A 15999-nucleotide genomic window follows, 5' to 3' on the forward strand; every position below is an offset into this window, starting at 1 on the left:
TGTAACTTTAGTTACTCTCCAGACAGAGAAGCAGACTGCCGGGGGCAGCCTGCTTCCGGGATATGACTACTTGGCTCCGAATAACTGCGTCGCGCCTGTATAGAAATCCTCTACCCCTTGCTTGACATCCTTTTGCTCAAAACCGATCTCCTGTACAGCGGTCTCCGCCAGCTTGGTGAATTCGGTGAAATTCGGCGGGTTATAGCTGACGGCAAACGGTTCCTTCTTCGTCGCTTCCGATACCCGGCTGGTGAAGTCGTATACGGTCTGTTCCAGCGGCGTAGCCTCCTTCATCAGCAGGTCACGCATCTTGGAGGTCACCGGCACGCCGCGGTCACTGCCCAGAATCTGCGCGGCATCGGGATCATTGATCCAGAAGTTCATCAGCTCCGCGACCTCCTTCGGATGCTTGGTCTTGGCATAACCGGACAAGCCTTGGCTGGATTCAAAGACAACCCCCGTTCCCTTCGGCCCGCGCGGCACCTGAATCATGGTCAGCTTATCTTGAGTCAGATTCTGATGAGCGGCGAACTGGTTGGACGGAATCAGGCTCATCGCCACCTTGCCGGTAACGACCAGGGATTTACTTGTGTCTCCCGGAGGATTGGATACCTGCAGGGATGGAGTGACCATTCCGCCGTTCTTAGTGATCCCGTACCAGTAGTTGAACCACTCCTCTGCATCCTGCTGGCCGAAGCCCAGCGCGTCCTTCTCCATATCATAGACCTGCTTGCCGCGCTGCTTCATATAGATGTCCATCCCCTCAACAGTAAAGTTGTAGGTGCCGTAATAACCCTTGCCCAGCTTATCGGAGATTTCCTTGCTGATGCGGGCGTAATCTTCCCAGCTCCAGCCGTCTGCCGGAACCTCCATTCCAGCCTTTTTGAACAGCTCTGTATTGAGCACCATCCCCCGGGCGTTCGCCCCGGCAGAGATATGCACCAGCTTGCCTCCCAGCGTTCCGTATTCCACCATCGTCTGGTCCATATCCGTCAGGTCCAGCTCTTGGCCGACATAGGGCTGTAAGTCTAGCAGCACACTTTTAGCGGCGTAATCAGTTACGTTCCCTCCCAGGAAAAACACATCAGGCGCTGTGCCGGAAGCGAGCTGGGTGTTCAGCTTGTCGAAATACCCGGAGTTCGGAGCAAACTCCCCGACCACCTTAATGTTCGGGTGCTTCGACTCGAAGGCACGCAGCGCCTCGTTCGTCTTATCCGCGCGCTTCTGGTCGCCCCACCACATAATCCGCAGCTCCACCTGATCCGCTGCTCCGGCACCGCCGGAGTTGCCGGCCGCCGCAGGCTTACCGTTATTGCCGCCCGAGCAGGCGGTTGTGGCTGCCAGCAGCAGGACACTCAGCGTAAGACCTAAGCTTTTCTTCATAAACATATCCCCCCAAGAATAATTGTAATCGCTTGCTCATTTCAGGCCGGTCGTGGCGATGCCCTCCAGGAAGTGCTTTTGGAAGAGCATGAAGATCGTCATAATCGGCACCAGTGACAGCACCGACATCGCCAGCAGCGCGCCCCAGTCGGAGGAGCCCGAAGGATCATAGAGCGAGCGTATGCCCAGTTGCACGGTGAACAGATTGATCCGGCTGAGGTAGATCATCTGGCTGAAGAAATCATCCCACGACCAGATGAAGGTGAAGATCGCAGTTGTAATCAGCGCCGGAACCAGCAGCGGAATAATGATCCGGAAGTACAGCTGGCCCTGGCCGCAGCCGTCAATCGTGGCACTCTCGTCCAGCTCCTTCGGGATGCCGCGGATGAACTGGATCATCAGCAGAATGAAGAACGAGTCATGCGCCAGCCATTTCGGCACGATCAGCGGCAAATAGGTGTTGACCCACTCCAGCTTGCTGAAAATAATATATTGCGGAATCAGCACGACATGGTAAGGCAGCATAATGGTCACCAGCATGCAGGCAAACAGCACACTTTTGAAGCGGAACTCCAGCCGGGCGAACGCATAAGCCGCCAGCGAGCAGGTCAGTATGTTGCCGATGACCGACAGTACAGAGATCGTGGCAGAATTGAGGAAAAAGCGGCTAAACGAGATGCCCTGCAGCCCCTTCCATCCGTTCACGTAGTTCTCCAGCGTAAATTTCCCCGGCCACAGCCCCGGTTCCGAAAAGATCAGCGCATTCGGCTTGAAGGAGCTGGACAACAGCCACAGCACCGGATACAGCATCAGCAGCCCGAACAGAATAATGACGCCATGCTTGCCGAGCCTAAAGATCATTTTGTCGTCTGTCATGAATTATCGCCCGTCCTTTCCGTCGCCGTAGAACACCCAGAATTTGGAGGTCACGAACACTATGGAGGTGAACAGGCCGATGATGATCAGCATGATCCAGGCCAGAGCGGCGGCATACCCCATATCGAAGAAGGAGAAGCCTTTGAGATACAGATACAGCGTGTAGAACAGGGTGGAATTCACCGGACCGCCGCGCCCGTCTCCAATGACATATCCCGGAGTGAACACCTGAAAGGAATTGATAATCCCCATGACCAGGTTAAAAAAGATCACCGGTGAGAGCATCGGCAGCGTAATCCGGCCGAACTGGCGCAGCTTCCCGGCTCCGTCCACCTGCGCCGCTTCGTACAGGTCCGCAGGAATCTGCTTAATGCCGGCCAGGAAGATGACCATGGCGGAGCCGAACTGCCAGACGGACAACGTGACGATGGTCGAGAGAATATAGCTGGGATGGGCAATCCAGGACGGGCCTTCGATCCCAAACCAGGCCAGGAAGTGATTAATCAGCCCTTCCCCGTCGAAAATCTGCCGCCAGACGATGGCGATTGCCACACTTCCTCCCAGCAGGGACGGAATGTAATACACCGTTCTGTAGATGCCCAGCGCCCGGATGCCTTTGTTCAGGACGATGGCGACCAGGAGGGCAAAGGCCATTTTGAGCGGAACAGAGAATAGCACGTACTTGAACGTCACGGTAAGAGACTTGTAGAAGTATTCGTCTGCCGTGAAGATGTGCCTGTAATTGTTCAGGCCCAGCCACCGCGGGGCATTGAGCAGGTCGTACTTGGTCAGGGACAGATACAAGGAGCCCAGCATAGGCCCGAGTGTCAGTCCGAAAAAGCCGATCAGCCAGGGAAGCAGGAACAGGTAAGCGGTACCGCTCCTTCTCCACATCGCCGATCTGTGTGCTGTCTTCATATGCGCCTTCTCCTTCTTCATGGATATAGGCTCATTATAGATAGCAACGCTGCTTGCTTGAATGCTATTTCTTCGGCTGTTGACTACTGAATTTTTCAGGTGGATGCTGGCGGAAGTCCGACGGGGAGGTTCCATACATTTTTTTGAACCTGGAGCTGAAGTAGCTTGCATTCGAGAAGCCGGTCAGCTCGGCGATATCCCACAGGTTAAGCGTTGTCGTCAACAGCAGATGCGTCGCCTGGGCCATGCGGATGTCAGTCAGGTAGACCATGAAGCTCCGGCCCACCTTGGCCTTGAACAGCTCCGAGAAATAGGAGGAATTGTAATTGAACCGTCTGGCAAGCTGGGTCAGGTTAAGATCATACATGTAGTTGCTGTCGATATATTGCGTCGCTGTGCGGATGATCGAATCCTCGGCATCGCCGGCCCCCTGCATCATGCGGTACACGGAGGCCGCCCGCTCCAGCAGGAATTGTCCGGCCTTGTCCACCGAATCCAGCTTGTGGACCGTCTCAGGATAGAGCCATAGCTCCTGGGACTGGATGTTGACGTCTGCAGCCTCTGCACCCGCCCCGTCCACGAGCAGGCAGAGCTGGAAGATCAGCTTCACCAGGCAGGAGCGGGACTGGGAGAACGCCTGCTGCAGCTCCTGGCGGATGCTCTGCCCGAAGGCGTCCCATTCCCCCTGGATCAGAAGCCTGCGCAGGGTCCGTGTCAATTCCTCCGTAAGCACCAGTCCCGGCTCGCTTCTTCCTTCGGCCGGCGGCTGGGCCGCATTCTCCGAGAGGTTCCAGGCCAGCAAAGATTCCAGATAGCCTTCCTTCCACCGGAGGAATCCAAGCTTGCTACTGCTGTAGCCGATCACCGGCTTGAAGCCCAGATGGGCGGCGACGCATTCCGCCAGCTCTGCACAGAAGCGGTCCATATCGGTCAGCGCATCCTGGAGGATGAAGTGGACCAGCCCCGGATAGCTCGGGTCCCGCAGCACCTGGCAGCGCTCCCCGGAGCTGCCCGCGAATTCCCTGGTCAGCAGCTCGAACGGCAGCCGCAGCTTGCCCGGCGTACGCTCCGGCAGCGCTGAACCTTTGCCGTGCCCAGGCTCCGGCACCGCCGCCGCCTCCCCCGCACGCTCACGGAGTCCGGCCGTTACGAACCGCACCTCCGTCAGGTCCCAGCCGTCCAGCTCGAACAGCGCAGCGCGCTCCTTCAGCGCATGGACCGGCTCCACTTCCTCTTTGACAAGCTGCACCAGGAAATGCTCCTTCATCTCCTTGTAGTACTGGGACAGCCGCCACTCATTCACCGCCTGCCGGTCACGGTCATTGCGCTCCTGATCCAGCTCGTCCTTCAGCTTCTGAAGCACGGCCGTCAGCTCATCGGCGGCCACCGGCTTGAGCAGATAGTCCCTCGCCTGATTGCGGATCGCTGCCTTGGCGTAATGGAAATCTTCATAGCCTGTAATGACTACCAGCTTCAGCTCCGGGTAGAGCCTGCGGCAATCGTCCAGGAACGATACGCCGTTCATCACCGGCATGTTCATATCCGTAATGACAATATCGACCGCCTGGCTTGCCAGCCGTTCCATGGCCTCCATGCCGTTGCCCGCCTCTCCGGTTACACTGAGGCCCAGCGCTGCAAAGTCAGCCTTGAGCCGCAGGCCCTGGCGGATCTCCGGCTCATCATCCATGATCAATACGCGGTACATGGTCATTCCTCCTCTGAAGGGGCAGGCCCAGCGTGATGCAGGCGCCCGCCTCCTTGCTTGATTCTATGCTTAGGGTGAAGAGCCCTCCGTAATACAGCCGGCATCTGGCCAGTACATTGCGCAGTCCAATCTGATGGGTCATGCTCTGCAATAACTGCTCCGGCTGCTGGCGCATCGCCTGATCCTTCAGCTCGCGCAGCAGCTCCGGGTCCATTCCGATTCCGTTGTCGGCGACGGAGAGAACCAGCCGGTCCTTGTCCGCTCTGACGGTAATCCGTACCTTGGCCTTAGCCTGGTGAATGAAGCTGTACTTCACCGCATTCTCAATCAGCGGCTGCAGCAGGAACTTGACGATCTCCAGATCGTATGGCGCCTCCTCCTCGTCCAGCCGCAGATCAAGACCCGCACCGAAGCGGACCTCCAGGATGGACATGTAATAGCGCACGACCTTCAGCTCCTCGCGCAGCGGGATCAGATCCTCGCTGATCCGCAGCGAGAACCTGAGCATTTTGCCCAGCGATTCTATGACCGTAACCGTCTCCTTCGTGCGCTGCTGGATCGCCAGGCTGCTCATCAGCTCCAGCGTATTGAACAGGAAATGCGGATTGATCTGCATCAAGAGCGCCTTGTATTCAGCCTGCTGGCGCAGGAGCTTCTGTTCAAACTCGGTGCGGATCAGATGCGATAGCTGCTTGACCATATTGCGGAAGGTGACGGTGGCATAGTCCACCTCACTCTGGATTCTGCGCTCCGGCAAGGTAAGCCGCTCGGCTTGGGCGAAGTCGCCCTTCTGCACATGGCGCATGGCCGAGACCAGCCGCGAGAGCGGCTTGGTAATGCCCGCTGAGATCCAGTAGGCCAGCGCAAAGGCGGCCGCCAGCATCAGCGAGGCGAACACTATAATGCTGTTGCGGAGCTTGAACAGATTGGCGTACAGGTCCTGCTCCGAGACGAAGCCGACCAGCAGCCAGTTGGTGATGGCAAGCTTTTTGTAGACCAGAATGTGGGATGCTCCCTGCTTATCCTTCAGATATACTACCCCCTGTTCGTCCCGTGCTGCCCGCACCCGCTCCACCTCCTTCGCCGCCTCCGGATGGGTGCTGTACTCCTGCTGGGACAGAATGGGACTGCCCTGCTCGTTGAGCAGGAAGATGGTACCGCTTTCACCAAGATGTATACGGTTCAGCGGCTCCAGCAGGAAATCCGCCTTGATGTTGACCTTCATCACATTCCTCGCCAGCGAAGGCTCGAAGATCCCGATCGGCAGCAGCAGGCTCACCACCTCGTATGGCTTAGCTCCCTTGATCTCCGCCTCATCGGTATGGGCCGGAACCCAGTGATTGCTGTGTTCGATGAAGTTGCGGTACCACGCTTCCTGCCTAAACGAGCTATCTGCCACCACCTGATTCTCGGCCCCGACCCGCAGCCCCTCCTTGCGGTAGATGTTGACCGAGGAGACGATCGAATAATTATTCGTCGTCTGGGTCAGGAACTTGCTCATGTTGATGCTGGCCAGCATCCGCTGCCCTTCGGTGGAAGCCGGCTGGGTAAGTATCGCATCCCACTTCTGGGTGATATCGCTGTTATAGACCAGAGAGGACAAGTCATAGCTCTGCTGGAGCGCCATATGAATAAAGGACCCGTATTCGTCCATCTTCTCCAGTGCCGACGTTTCGATATAAGAGCGGATAATCGAGCGCGCCTGATTGAACAGCAGCAGCGACATCGTGCCGAAGGACAAGACAAGCAGCACAACAAAGAATGCGATCAGTCGGTTTTTCAGCGAGTAAAAGATAGCCATCCCTCCTTCTCCTTGCTCAAATGCAAAGCGGATGCCTGTATCATGATCTGTTCCTGCCTTTCCCGTGGTACATTTTGTTTACTGCATTTATTTGTAACGCAGAACGGAGAATCCGGCAAGTGGAAACCACTCGAATTCTGAGGCAAAAATATTGCAGAGGACGATTGACCTCCAGCCCGGTTTATTTTACAATAAACTCATAAACGCGCGTTTACATTAGAGGGGGTACATTATGCGAAGCGAAGATATTGCCAAGCTAGCCGGGGTTTCGCGAAGCACCGTATCCCGTGTGATCAACAATTATTCCAATGTCCCTGAAGAGACCCGGGCCAAGGTGCTGAAGGTGATTGAACAGCATCAGTACGAGCCGAACAGCTTCGCCCGGGCGCTGGCCGGCAAGAAGACCGACACGATCGGGCTGTTTGCCATCAGCATGAACGAGAAGGAGAATGCGACGCGGATCTATCAGAATAATTACTTTGCCCCGTTCGTCGATGCTGTGGTAGATACGTCGAATGCCCGCGGCTGTTATGTTCTGATTCACACCGTCTACTCTCCCGACGACTTCCTGAAGGTCAAGCAGGCCTTCCTGCAGAAACGGATTGACGGCGGCATCATTGTCGGCACCCAGAAGGATATCGGGATTGTACGGGAAATGGTCGGTCTCAGCGCTCCGCTGGTGCTGATCGATTATGACATTTCAGAGATTATGTCAGAGCATCTGGACCGCAATCATCTCGCCATTGTGAATTCCAAGGATTATGAAGGTACGGTAGAAGCCATTGAGTACTTAATCGGTCTCGGCCATACGGAGATCGGCATGATCTGCGGACGGATGAATACTTATTCCGGGCGGGAGCGCTACATGGCTTACGAGAATACGCTGAAGCGCCATGGACTTGCCCTGCAGAAGGACTTCGTCCTTCAGGGTGATTTTCTCAAGGAAACCGCCTATCAGGAAGTGAAAAAGCTGCTCAGTTCCGGCGGCCCGCTGCCGACAGCCTTCTTCTCTTCCAATGACGATATGGCTATTTCGGCGATGGAAGCGTTCTCGGAGCATGGCATTTCCGTACCGGAGGATATCTCCATTGCGGGGTTCGACGATGTGCAGCTTGCTGCGCGGATTCATCCCAAGTTGACCTCCGTCCGTCTGCCGATTTATGAAATGTCCAAAGCCGCTGTCGAGAAGGTCATTGAGCTGTGTGATTCACAGCAGCCTACCTTCAGCACCATCAGTTTTCCGGCGCGTCTGATTACCCGAGATTCCTGTCAGCCGCCGAAGAAGTAGAGCTACACTTAGATTCAGACAGATCCAGAAAAATCCCTTGCCCCGAGGGAATTTTTTCTCCGCTCTGTAAACGCGCGTTCACAATCGAAAGGAGACTTGTCTCTCATGAAATTCGGAACTTTTGACGACACCCGCAAAGAGTATGTAATCAACACTCCCAAAACACCTTATCCTTGGATTAACTACCTCGGCAACGAGCAGTTTTTCGGCCTGATCTCTAATACTGCCGGGGGCTACACCTTCTACCGCGATGCGCGGATGAGAAGACTTACCCGTTACCGGTATAACAATATTCCGCTGGATACCGGCGGCCGCTATTACTACCTGTACGATGGCGGGGACTTCTGGACCCCGGGCTGGATGCCAGTGAAGCGGGATCTCGACTTCTACGAATGCCGCCACGGTCTGGGCTACACTTCTATTACAGGCGAGCGTAACGGCATTTCCGTGAATCAGCTTGCTTTTGTACCGATGGGCCATAATGCGGAAGTCCACCGTCTGGTTGTTAAGAACACAGGCGATGTGAAGAAGACCGTGAAGCTGTTCTCTTTTGCCGAGTTCTGCCTGTGGAATGCCAATGATGATATGACCAACTTCCAGCGTAACCTCAGCACCGGCGAAGTAGAAGTGAAGGATTCCGTCATTTATCACAAAACAGAATACCGCGAGCGCAGAAACCACTATGCCTTCTATTCTGTAAATAAAGAAATTGCCGGCTTCGATACGGACCGCGAATCGTTCGTGGGCATGTATAATGGCCTGGATGCTCCGCAGGCGGTTGCTGCCGGTGAAGCTACTAACTCTGTCGCCAGCGGCTGGTCGCCGATCGGCTCCCACGCCCTTGACATCACGCTGGAGCCGGGCGAAGCTCAAAGTTTCATCTTCGTGCTCGGCTACATCGAGAACCCTGAGGATGAGAAATGGGAAGCCCTGAACGTGATCAACAAGAAGCCGGCTCAGGCTGTTATTGATCAGTTCGCTACAGATGCCCAGGTGGATGCCGCCCTGGAGGTTCTGGCTGCACACTGGGATAACCTGCTGTCCAAATACCAGATTAAGAGCGGGGACGACAAGCTGAACCGGATGGTGAACATCTGGAATCCGTACCAGTGTATGGTTACCTTCAACATGTCCCGTTCCGCTTCCTACTTCGAATCCGGCATTGGCCGCGGTATGGGCTTCCGCGATTCCAACCAGGACTTGCTCGGCTTCGTCCACCAGATTCCAGAGCGCGCCAGAGAACGTATTCTCGATATCGCCGCTACCCAGTTCCCTGACGGCAGCGCATATCACCAGTACCAGCCGCTAACCAAGAAGGGCAACAATGAAGTCGGCTCCGGCTTCAATGATGATCCACTCTGGCTGATCTCGGGTACAGCAGCCTATATTAAGGAGACCGGCGATTATTCGATCCTTGATGAGCAGGTTCCTTTTGACAGCAATCCGGATCACACTGCAACCCTGTTCGAGCATCTGAAGCTGAGCTTCGAGCATGTCACGAACAACCTCGGGCCTCACGGCCTGCCGCTGATTGGACGCGCGGACTGGAATGACTGTCTGAACCTGAACTGCTTCTCCACCGAACCGGGCGAATCGTTCCAGACTACGGAGAATATCGCAGGCGGCGTAGCGGAATCCGTGTTCATTGCAGGTCTGTTCGTCTTCGTTGGACCGGACTATGCCGAGATCTGCCGGATGCGCGGACTGGATGATGTAGCCGCTGACGCTGTTGCCAAGATCGAGAACATGAGTGCCATCACGTTGTCCCACGGCTTCGACGGCGACTGGTTCCTGCGCGCTTATGACCACTATGGCGACAAGATCGGCAGCAAGGAGAACGAGGAAGGCCAGATCTTCATTGAGCCGCAAGGCATGTGCGTAATGGCCGGAATCGGTGTAGAGAACGGTGAAGCAGCCCGCGCCCTGACTTCCGTGCAGGAACGTCTGGATACGGACTATGGTATCGTTTTGCAGCAGCCTCCGTATTCCAAGTACTATCTGAACCTGGGTGAAATCTCCACGTACCCTCCGGGCTACAAAGAGAATGCCGGGATCTTCTGCCATAACAACCCTTGGATCATGATTGCGGAGACGGTCCTTGGACACGGCGACAGAGCTTTTGAAATCTACAAAAAAATCGCTCCGGCCTATCTGGAGGACATCAGCGAAGTGCACCGGATGGAGCCTTACGTGTACTCCCAGATGATCGCCGGTAAAGATGCTGTACGTCACGGCGAAGCGAAGAACTCCTGGCTGACAGGTACCGCTGCATGGAACTATGTAGCGATTACACAGTCCATCCTTGGTATCCAGGCTGACTTCGCCGGGCTCAAGGTTGACCCTTGTATCCCTGCAGAATGGGACGGCTTCGAGATTACCCGCGTCTTCCGTGGTGACACTTATGTGATCTCGATCCAGAATCCGAACCATGTATCTAAAGGCGTAGCCAGCCTGACCCTCGACGGCGCTGCCGTGGAAGGCAACATTATCGCTCCTGTGGGCGACGGTTCTGTTCATCAGGTTGTAGTCACTCTCGGCTAATTATCTATCACTCCTATAAAAGCATAACAACCCGGTTGTCCGCTTAGGCGGTACAACCGGGTTGTTCGTTTATGGACAGGCGGCCCCGGAATTACTCCGGTATCCACACCTTCATCTCTCCGCTGCCGCGGTTGCCCCACAGATAGTACGGAATTGCCGTTACTTCCACCGGCTGTACTGCCGCCCTGGTGCTGCCGTAGAGTCCGCCACTCCAGCTCTGCTCCTCCACCCTGTAGCCCTCCGCCCGGATTACTACAGCTCCGCCAAGCAGCTCTTCATCGTAAGCCTCCTTGAGCCTGCCCTCCTTGCTTAGAGATATTGAGCTTAGCGGCTCGCCGTTATCCGCAGATTCCAGACAATAGACCAGCGGCCCGTACTGAATAGCCGTCTTCCCGGCATTAGCCCGCAGTTCCGGGTGGGCGTATACACGGTGCGCTTCCATTGGGAGCATCAGCTCCACGATGTCACCGGGCTGCCACTCCCTGCGGATTACCGCATAGCCCTGCTCCAAAGCATCAAGTGCTGGAAGGAGCCCGCCATTGACGCTGATCCGGACCTTTCCGCTCCACGATGGAATACGCAGGGCGATACCGAACACCCCGGCTTCCGCAGGATCAACCTTCAGTGTGACTATGCCCTCCCATGGAAGCTTGCTGGACTGAGTGATCTTCACCTCTGTTCCTCCAAGTAGGGTTCTAAGCTCACTTCCGATATACAGATTCGTATATAGCGTATCGCTGTGTTCAGTGTAGATATACTGATTCAATGAGGTCAGCAGGCGCGCCACATTCGGCGGGCAGCAGGCACAGCCGAACCAGCCCTGGCGCTGCGCCTTCACATGCTGTTTGCCGGGATTACAGGTGCAGGCCTGCGGCCAGACCTCCAGCGGATTGACGTAGAAATAATGCTTGCCGTCCTGCGCCATCGAGCCGAGTACATTATTATAGAGCGCACGCTCCATCACATCGGCATAACGGCTATCTGGAGTCAATTCCAGCATTCGTCTGGCAAAAAAGATCAGCCCGATCGAAGCACAGGTCTCCGCATAGACCGTATCGTTAGGCAGATCGTAATCAAAGGTGAATGCTTCGCCGTGATGGGTGGAGCCGATTCCGCCAGTGATATACATCTGTCTCTCTGTCATATTGTTCCACAGGCGCAGGCACGCCTCGCGAAGTGCTTCATCTCCGGTCAGGCGGGCCAAGTCGGCCATGGCGGTATACATATAGACGGCGCGGACAGAGTGGCCTACGGCTACCGTCTGCTCACGGACCGGTATATGGGACTGATTGTAGGCCATATCGACATGATCCGTCTGGCCGCCCCAATGTGTAACCCTGCCCCGGCCCTCCCATTCCTGGCGCAGGAAGTTCGGCTCCTGCCCGCGCTGGTCAATGAAGAAGAGGCTGAGCTTCAGATACTTCTCTTCCCCTGTCAGCCGGTACAGCTTCACCAGTGCCAGCTCAATCTCCTGATGACCGTCGTAGCCCTTCAGCTTGCCTTCCTCCGTTCCGAACACAGAGTCGATATGATCGGCCATACGGCGCATAATACTCAGCAGCTTGTCCTTACCGGTCGCTTCATAATAAGCCACTGCAGCTTCGATGAAATGTCCGGCGCAATACAGCTCATGGCAATCCTGGAGATTCGTCCAGCGCTTGCCCGGCTCCTTGACAGTGAAGTAAGTGTTCAGGTATCCGTCGGCCTGCTGTGCTTCTCCTACCAGATCGATCACCTCGTCCGCCTGGCGTTCCAGCTCCGGGTCCCGCCGGATGCTGAGGGAATAAGCCGTTGCCTCCAGCCACTTGGCTACATCGCTGTCCTGGAAGACCATGCCCCCGAACTTACCCTGTCTTCTTCCGGCAGCGATTTCAAAATTGGCAATGGCATGGCTCGGTTCAGCCCCGGCCACGCGGTCATGAAGCGCCTCATATTGATAAGGAATCACTGTCTCCTGCACCAACCGGATATAACGGCCCCAGAATTCATCCTGAACGTACACACTGTGGCCACTCTGATCCGAATGACCAGAATGATCTGGTTGAACGGTTGTCCGAACCTTTGCACCTTCAAATTGACTCATTGTAGCATCTCCTCTTCAGCATTTCGTCCTCGCTAATTGCCATTATAGACGGTACAATATAACAAAAACAGAAGCATAAACAACTCCGTTTTTGTACTATTTCACACAACTTTTATATAAGGCTTAGCAATGTTAATTCAGGACACATGCCTTTCCAAGGAGCTGCTAATGACACTTCATTCTTCCTATATTCATCTGGCCGCACCGCCCTTCCCCTATTTCCTGGAATGCGGCCGTACCGTCTATTTGCCCGGAGACCAGCATCCGAACCGCAGCCGTATGGGCAAATTCGATCTGATCATCGTGGAGCAGGGATGCCTGCACATTGGAGAGGAGCATACAGAATGGGCAGTGGGCGCCGGGCATACCCTGCTGCTGCTGCCTGACCGCTACCATTATTCAGTGCAGCCGTGTGATGCAGAGACGGTCTTCACTTGGGTTCATTTTCACACGGTGGGAGAATGGACGGAATCAGCGGGTGAGCCGGTATATGCGGACCGGGAAACGCATTTCCGGCAGTTTCTTACCCACCCTTATACCATCCGTATTCCCCAGTTCGGACCGCTGCCTGCCCCCTTCGCACGGAGCGGCCAGGCAGGGCAGTTGCTGCAGCTGAACCATAGCAGGCGCTCAAGCGCCGTGTGGCAGCAGCAGCGTATCTTCGAGGAGATGCTGCGGACGATGGATCTGGCCCGGCAAGATACGGCCGGAAGCCAGGCAGACGAGATTGCCGAGCAGACGGAGGCCTATCTGCGGAATCATTATATGGAAGAAGTCACGAATACCTCTCTGGCGGATGCCCTGCATTTTCACTACAATTACCTGGCCCGCTGCATGAAGCGTGTCTACGGGCTTACGCCCATGGAGTACCTGACCGATTACCGGCTGGAGCAGGCCAAGCTTCTGCTGCTTAAGACAGAGATCCCGATCGCGGCAATCGCAGAGCGCACCGGCTTCGAGAGTACAGCTTACTTCTCCCGGCGCTTCAGCCGCAAGGTCGGAATCTCTCCGCTGCGCTTCCGCAAGCGATATTCCCGCTGAGCATGAATGCACTTAGGCGGAACCCGGGGCAAGGATACGGAACTCGTGCAATTCCCGGCAGTAGGATAACCCGCGAATCCGTACGGACTGGGGCGTGTAGGCTCTGATCGGGCCCGCTTCCAGCTGCTGCTCCGGTCCGCTCTTCAGCAACACTGCCACCGGCACCTCCGATAGTGCAGCAGCCAGCAGCTCCATATCGGTCTCCAGTATTTTATAGGAATAACCCATTTCAGACTTCACCTGCTTTATGGTAAATTGATTCGGGCAGCGCAGAAATTTTAGCTATTTTTTTCCAGATAGGCGCATAAGGATTAAGACATGCCTCAATTCCGGAGATGTTGACTATGCGATCCTTCCCAAGCTATATTATTATTCTGCTGGCCAGCCTGCTGATTGCAACAGGAACGAACTTCTTCCTGGTCCCCTATAAAATCCTCGATGGAGGAATTATCGGCATTGCCCTCATTATTAATTATATCTCCGGCACCAAAATCGGACTGTGCATTATGCTATGCAGTCTGCCTATCTTCCTGCTGGCCTGGTTCCGGCAACGGGAGATCTTCTACAATAGCATTCTGGGTCTGCTGGCTTCCTCCCTGCTGATCGAGCTGCTCTTTCCGCTTCAGTATTACTTCCTGTACTATATTGAGCTGGGCTCCATCTCAAGCGCCATTATCGGCGGCTTCCTGATGGGCACCGGACTCGGGCTGATGCTGCGGTTCAAAGCCAGCACAGGCGGAACCGACCTGCTGGCCAGATTCATCCAACACTACCTGCCGCTGAATGTCGGCCTGATTATCTTCCTGACGGACTTCCTGATCATCGGCGCTGGCGGAATTCTGATCTCCAAGGAGACCTTTTTCCATTCAATTCTGACGATTGTTTCAGGAGGGGTCGCTACGGGATTATGCACGCTGGAAGAATAGACGGTATATATCATCCCGCCCGGAGCATGATTTCTGCGCTATTTCTGATAAAAACCCGGAATTTGCCGGATGCTATGGAATAAAGGTTGAAATTTTCAGACTTTCAGGCGACAATCGAATAGATAACATTCCCGGGGAGGATCAGCGAAGTTGGATAGTACAAGCACGAATAGCAACACTTCCATACATGACATTGTCGATCTGTGCCTGCTGGCAGGCAAGATCATGCTGCAGAGCGGTGCAGAGACCTACCGTGTGGAGGATACCATGAGCCGGATGGCGGCGGCACTAGGCTTCCCCGGTGCGCATAGCTATGTCACGCCGACGGTCATTATGTTTACCACCAGCCGGACGGAGCCGGTGAAGCTGTTCCGGATCGCCGAACGGACGACAGACCTGCAAAAGGTATCCGAGGTCAATGACATCTCCAGGCGGCTGACCGAACGCCAGCTGACAGCCGCAGAAGCGCGGGAGCGTCTGGGCATCGTCGATGATGCGGCGCATGCTTACCCGGTATGGGTACAGATCGCAGCGGCAGCCTTGACCGGAGCCTGCTTCACGGTCATGTTCAAGGGCAGCCTGCAGGATGCTCTGCCGTCGCTGCTGATCTCCGGTACAGGCTTCGCAGCGGCCACTTATCTTCACCGTCTGGTGCAGTTTCGCTTCTTCGCGGAATTCATTGCTTCCTTCATTATCGGTCTGCTGGCCTTCTTCTCCGTCAAGCTCGGTGTGGGACGGGAGATGGACAAGATTATTATCGGCTGTGTAATGCCGCTCGTACCGGGGCTGCTCATCACCAATGCGGTCCGTGACCTGATGGCCGGGCATCTGGTATCCGGCATCTCCAAAGGGGCCGACGCCTTTCTGACTGCGTTCGCCATCGGGACTGGCATCGGGCTGGTCCTGTCCATTTTTTAACACCCACTTGAAAGAGGTCGTCCTGCCATGATTTTGCAATTGATCACCAGTTTCATCGCTGCCTCAACCTTCTGCATTCTATTCAATGCACCGGTGCGCGCGCTGCTGCAATGCGGCTTCGCCGGAATGATCGGCTGGATGCTGTACCTGCTGCTGGATTACAGTTCCGATACTGTCGTCGCAACCTTTGGTGCTACCGTTGTGATCGGACTGATCAGCCAGTTTTTTGCGCGTTCCTTCAAGATGCCGGTCATTATCTTCAGTGTCGGCGGCATCATCCCGCTTGTGCCGGGCGGTCTTGCGTATGATGCCATGCGGAGGTTCGTGGAGAATGATAATAACCTCGGCATCCAGTATGGGGTTCAGGCGCTCCTGCTGTCCGGAGCCATTGCGGCCGGTCTGGTGCTAAGCGAGGTGCTCGGACAGATGTTTTTGCGTATCAAGAAATTGCCCAAACAACCGTAATGCTCCATTCCACAGACAAGCCCGCTTGCAGTAAGGACCCCGGATCCCTGCGCA

At 55.4% G+C, this 15999-nt stretch carries 13 protein-coding genes; 6 read left to right on the top strand and 7 right to left on the bottom strand.

The genetic code is table 11. The features are described 5' to 3' along the window. Window positions 1-66: 66 nt before the first annotated feature. The 5 genes from J2Z70_RS25010 to J2Z70_RS25030 form a co-directional block, all read right to left on the bottom strand. Window positions 67-1383, bottom strand: coding sequence for an ABC transporter substrate-binding protein (locus J2Z70_RS25010; RefSeq protein WP_425355128.1), 1317 nt, complete (start codon window positions 1381-1383; stop codon window positions 67-69). A 36-nt stretch (window positions 1384-1419) separates the two neighbouring features. Then, window positions 1420-2259: a carbohydrate ABC transporter permease gene (locus J2Z70_RS25015; RefSeq protein ID WP_209877698.1), complete on the bottom strand. Its 840-nt coding sequence runs from the start codon at window positions 2257-2259 to the stop codon at window positions 1420-1422. Between the two features lie 3 nt (window positions 2260-2262). Next, window positions 2263-3177 (bottom strand): carbohydrate ABC transporter permease, encoded by a 915-nt coding sequence (locus J2Z70_RS25020; protein ID WP_051478340.1) that lies wholly within the window; start codon window positions 3175-3177, stop codon window positions 2263-2265. 64 nt (window positions 3178-3241) lie between these two features. Further along, a complete protein-coding gene (locus J2Z70_RS25025) occupies window positions 3242-4882 on the bottom strand; it encodes a response regulator transcription factor (protein WP_245368505.1) in 1641 nt (546 codons plus the stop codon). After that, window positions 4857-6683: a cache domain-containing sensor histidine kinase gene (locus J2Z70_RS25030; RefSeq protein ID WP_245368506.1), complete on the bottom strand. Its 1827-nt coding sequence runs from the start codon at window positions 6681-6683 to the stop codon at window positions 4857-4859. Before J2Z70_RS25030 ends, J2Z70_RS25025 begins: the two co-directional genes overlap by 26 nt. A 232-nt stretch (window positions 6684-6915) precedes the next feature. On the opposite strand from J2Z70_RS25030, the gene J2Z70_RS25035 reads away from it, so the two are divergent. Together J2Z70_RS25035 and J2Z70_RS25040 are read left to right on the top strand one after the other, a co-directional pair. Then, entirely contained in the window at window positions 6916-7971 is a 1056-nt protein-coding gene (locus J2Z70_RS25035; RefSeq protein WP_036729560.1) for a LacI family DNA-binding transcriptional regulator, read from the top strand. A gap of 105 nt (window positions 7972-8076) precedes the next feature. Next, entirely contained in the window at window positions 8077-10512 is a 2436-nt protein-coding gene (locus J2Z70_RS25040) for a glycoside hydrolase family 94 protein (RefSeq protein ID WP_209877703.1), read from the top strand. 91 nt (window positions 10513-10603) lie between these two features. On the opposite strand, the gene J2Z70_RS25045 is transcribed toward J2Z70_RS25040, so the two are convergent. Then, on the bottom strand, window positions 10604-12595 hold the full coding sequence (locus J2Z70_RS25045) for a glycoside hydrolase family 127 protein (protein ID WP_209877705.1): 1992 nt from the start codon (window positions 12593-12595) through the stop codon (window positions 10604-10606). A gap of 168 nt (window positions 12596-12763) precedes the next feature. Here J2Z70_RS25045 and J2Z70_RS25050 point away from each other — a divergent pair, with 168 nt between their 5' ends. After that, window positions 12764-13636, top strand: coding sequence for a helix-turn-helix transcriptional regulator (locus J2Z70_RS25050; protein ID WP_209877707.1), 873 nt, complete (start codon window positions 12764-12766; stop codon window positions 13634-13636). A gap of 12 nt (window positions 13637-13648) precedes the next feature. Here the strand turns inward: J2Z70_RS25050 and J2Z70_RS25055 are convergent, their stop codons facing one another. After that, entirely contained in the window at window positions 13649-13864 is a 216-nt protein-coding gene (locus J2Z70_RS25055) for a hypothetical protein (protein ID WP_209877709.1), read from the bottom strand. Window positions 13865-13980: 116 nt separating this feature from the next. Between J2Z70_RS25055 and J2Z70_RS25060 the strand changes: the two genes are divergently transcribed. From J2Z70_RS25060 to J2Z70_RS25070, 3 genes are all read left to right on the top strand, one after another. Continuing rightward, complete coding sequence (locus J2Z70_RS25060; protein WP_209877799.1) at window positions 13981-14562, top strand: YitT family protein; 582 nt, start codon at window positions 13981-13983, stop codon at window positions 14560-14562. A 150-nt stretch (window positions 14563-14712) separates the two neighbouring features. Further along, on the top strand, window positions 14713-15480 hold the full coding sequence (locus tag J2Z70_RS25065) for a threonine/serine exporter family protein (protein WP_209877711.1): 768 nt from the start codon (window positions 14713-14715) through the stop codon (window positions 15478-15480). 27 nt (window positions 15481-15507) lie between these two features. Beyond that, window positions 15508-15945 (top strand): threonine/serine exporter family protein, encoded by a 438-nt coding sequence (locus tag J2Z70_RS25070; RefSeq protein WP_036729575.1) that lies wholly within the window; start codon window positions 15508-15510, stop codon window positions 15943-15945. The last annotated feature ends 54 nt before the right edge of the window (window positions 15946-15999 follow it).

The organism is Paenibacillus silagei, from assembly GCF_017874735.1.
Lineage (GTDB): Bacteria > Bacillota > Bacilli > Paenibacillales > Paenibacillaceae > Paenibacillus_AQ > Paenibacillus_AQ silagei.

Bases quoted from the DNA above. Each gene is read 5' to 3' on its own strand.
- J2Z70_RS25010 (WP_425355128.1), bottom strand. From the start codon at position 1,383: ATGAAGAAAAGCTTAGGTCTTACGCTGAGTGTCCTGCTGCTGGCAGCC.
- J2Z70_RS25055 (WP_209877709.1), bottom strand. From the start codon at position 13,864: ATGGGTTATTCCTATAAAATACTGGAGACCGATATGGAGCTGCTGGCT.
- J2Z70_RS25070 (WP_036729575.1), top strand. From the start codon at position 15,508: ATGATTTTGCAATTGATCACCAGTTTCATCGCTGCCTCAACCTTCTGC.
- J2Z70_RS25020 (WP_051478340.1), bottom strand. From the start codon at position 3,177: ATGAAGACAGCACACAGATCGGCGATGTGGAGAAGGAGCGGTACCGCT.
- J2Z70_RS25030 (WP_245368506.1), bottom strand. From the start codon at position 6,683: ATGGCTATCTTTTACTCGCTGAAAAACCGACTGATCGCATTCTTTGTT.
- J2Z70_RS25040 (WP_209877703.1), top strand. From the start codon at position 8,077: ATGAAATTCGGAACTTTTGACGACACCCGCAAAGAGTATGTAATCAAC.
- J2Z70_RS25025 (WP_245368505.1), bottom strand. From the start codon at position 4,882: ATGTACCGCGTATTGATCATGGATGATGAGCCGGAGATCCGCCAGGGC.
- J2Z70_RS25035 (WP_036729560.1), top strand. From the start codon at position 6,916: ATGCGAAGCGAAGATATTGCCAAGCTAGCCGGGGTTTCGCGAAGCACC.
- J2Z70_RS25045 (WP_209877705.1), bottom strand. From the start codon at position 12,595: ATGAGTCAATTTGAAGGTGCAAAGGTTCGGACAACCGTTCAACCAGAT.
- J2Z70_RS25060 (WP_209877799.1), top strand. From the start codon at position 13,981: ATGCGATCCTTCCCAAGCTATATTATTATTCTGCTGGCCAGCCTGCTG.
- J2Z70_RS25050 (WP_209877707.1), top strand. From the start codon at position 12,764: ATGACACTTCATTCTTCCTATATTCATCTGGCCGCACCGCCCTTCCCC.
- J2Z70_RS25015 (WP_209877698.1), bottom strand. From the start codon at position 2,259: ATGACAGACGACAAAATGATCTTTAGGCTCGGCAAGCATGGCGTCATT.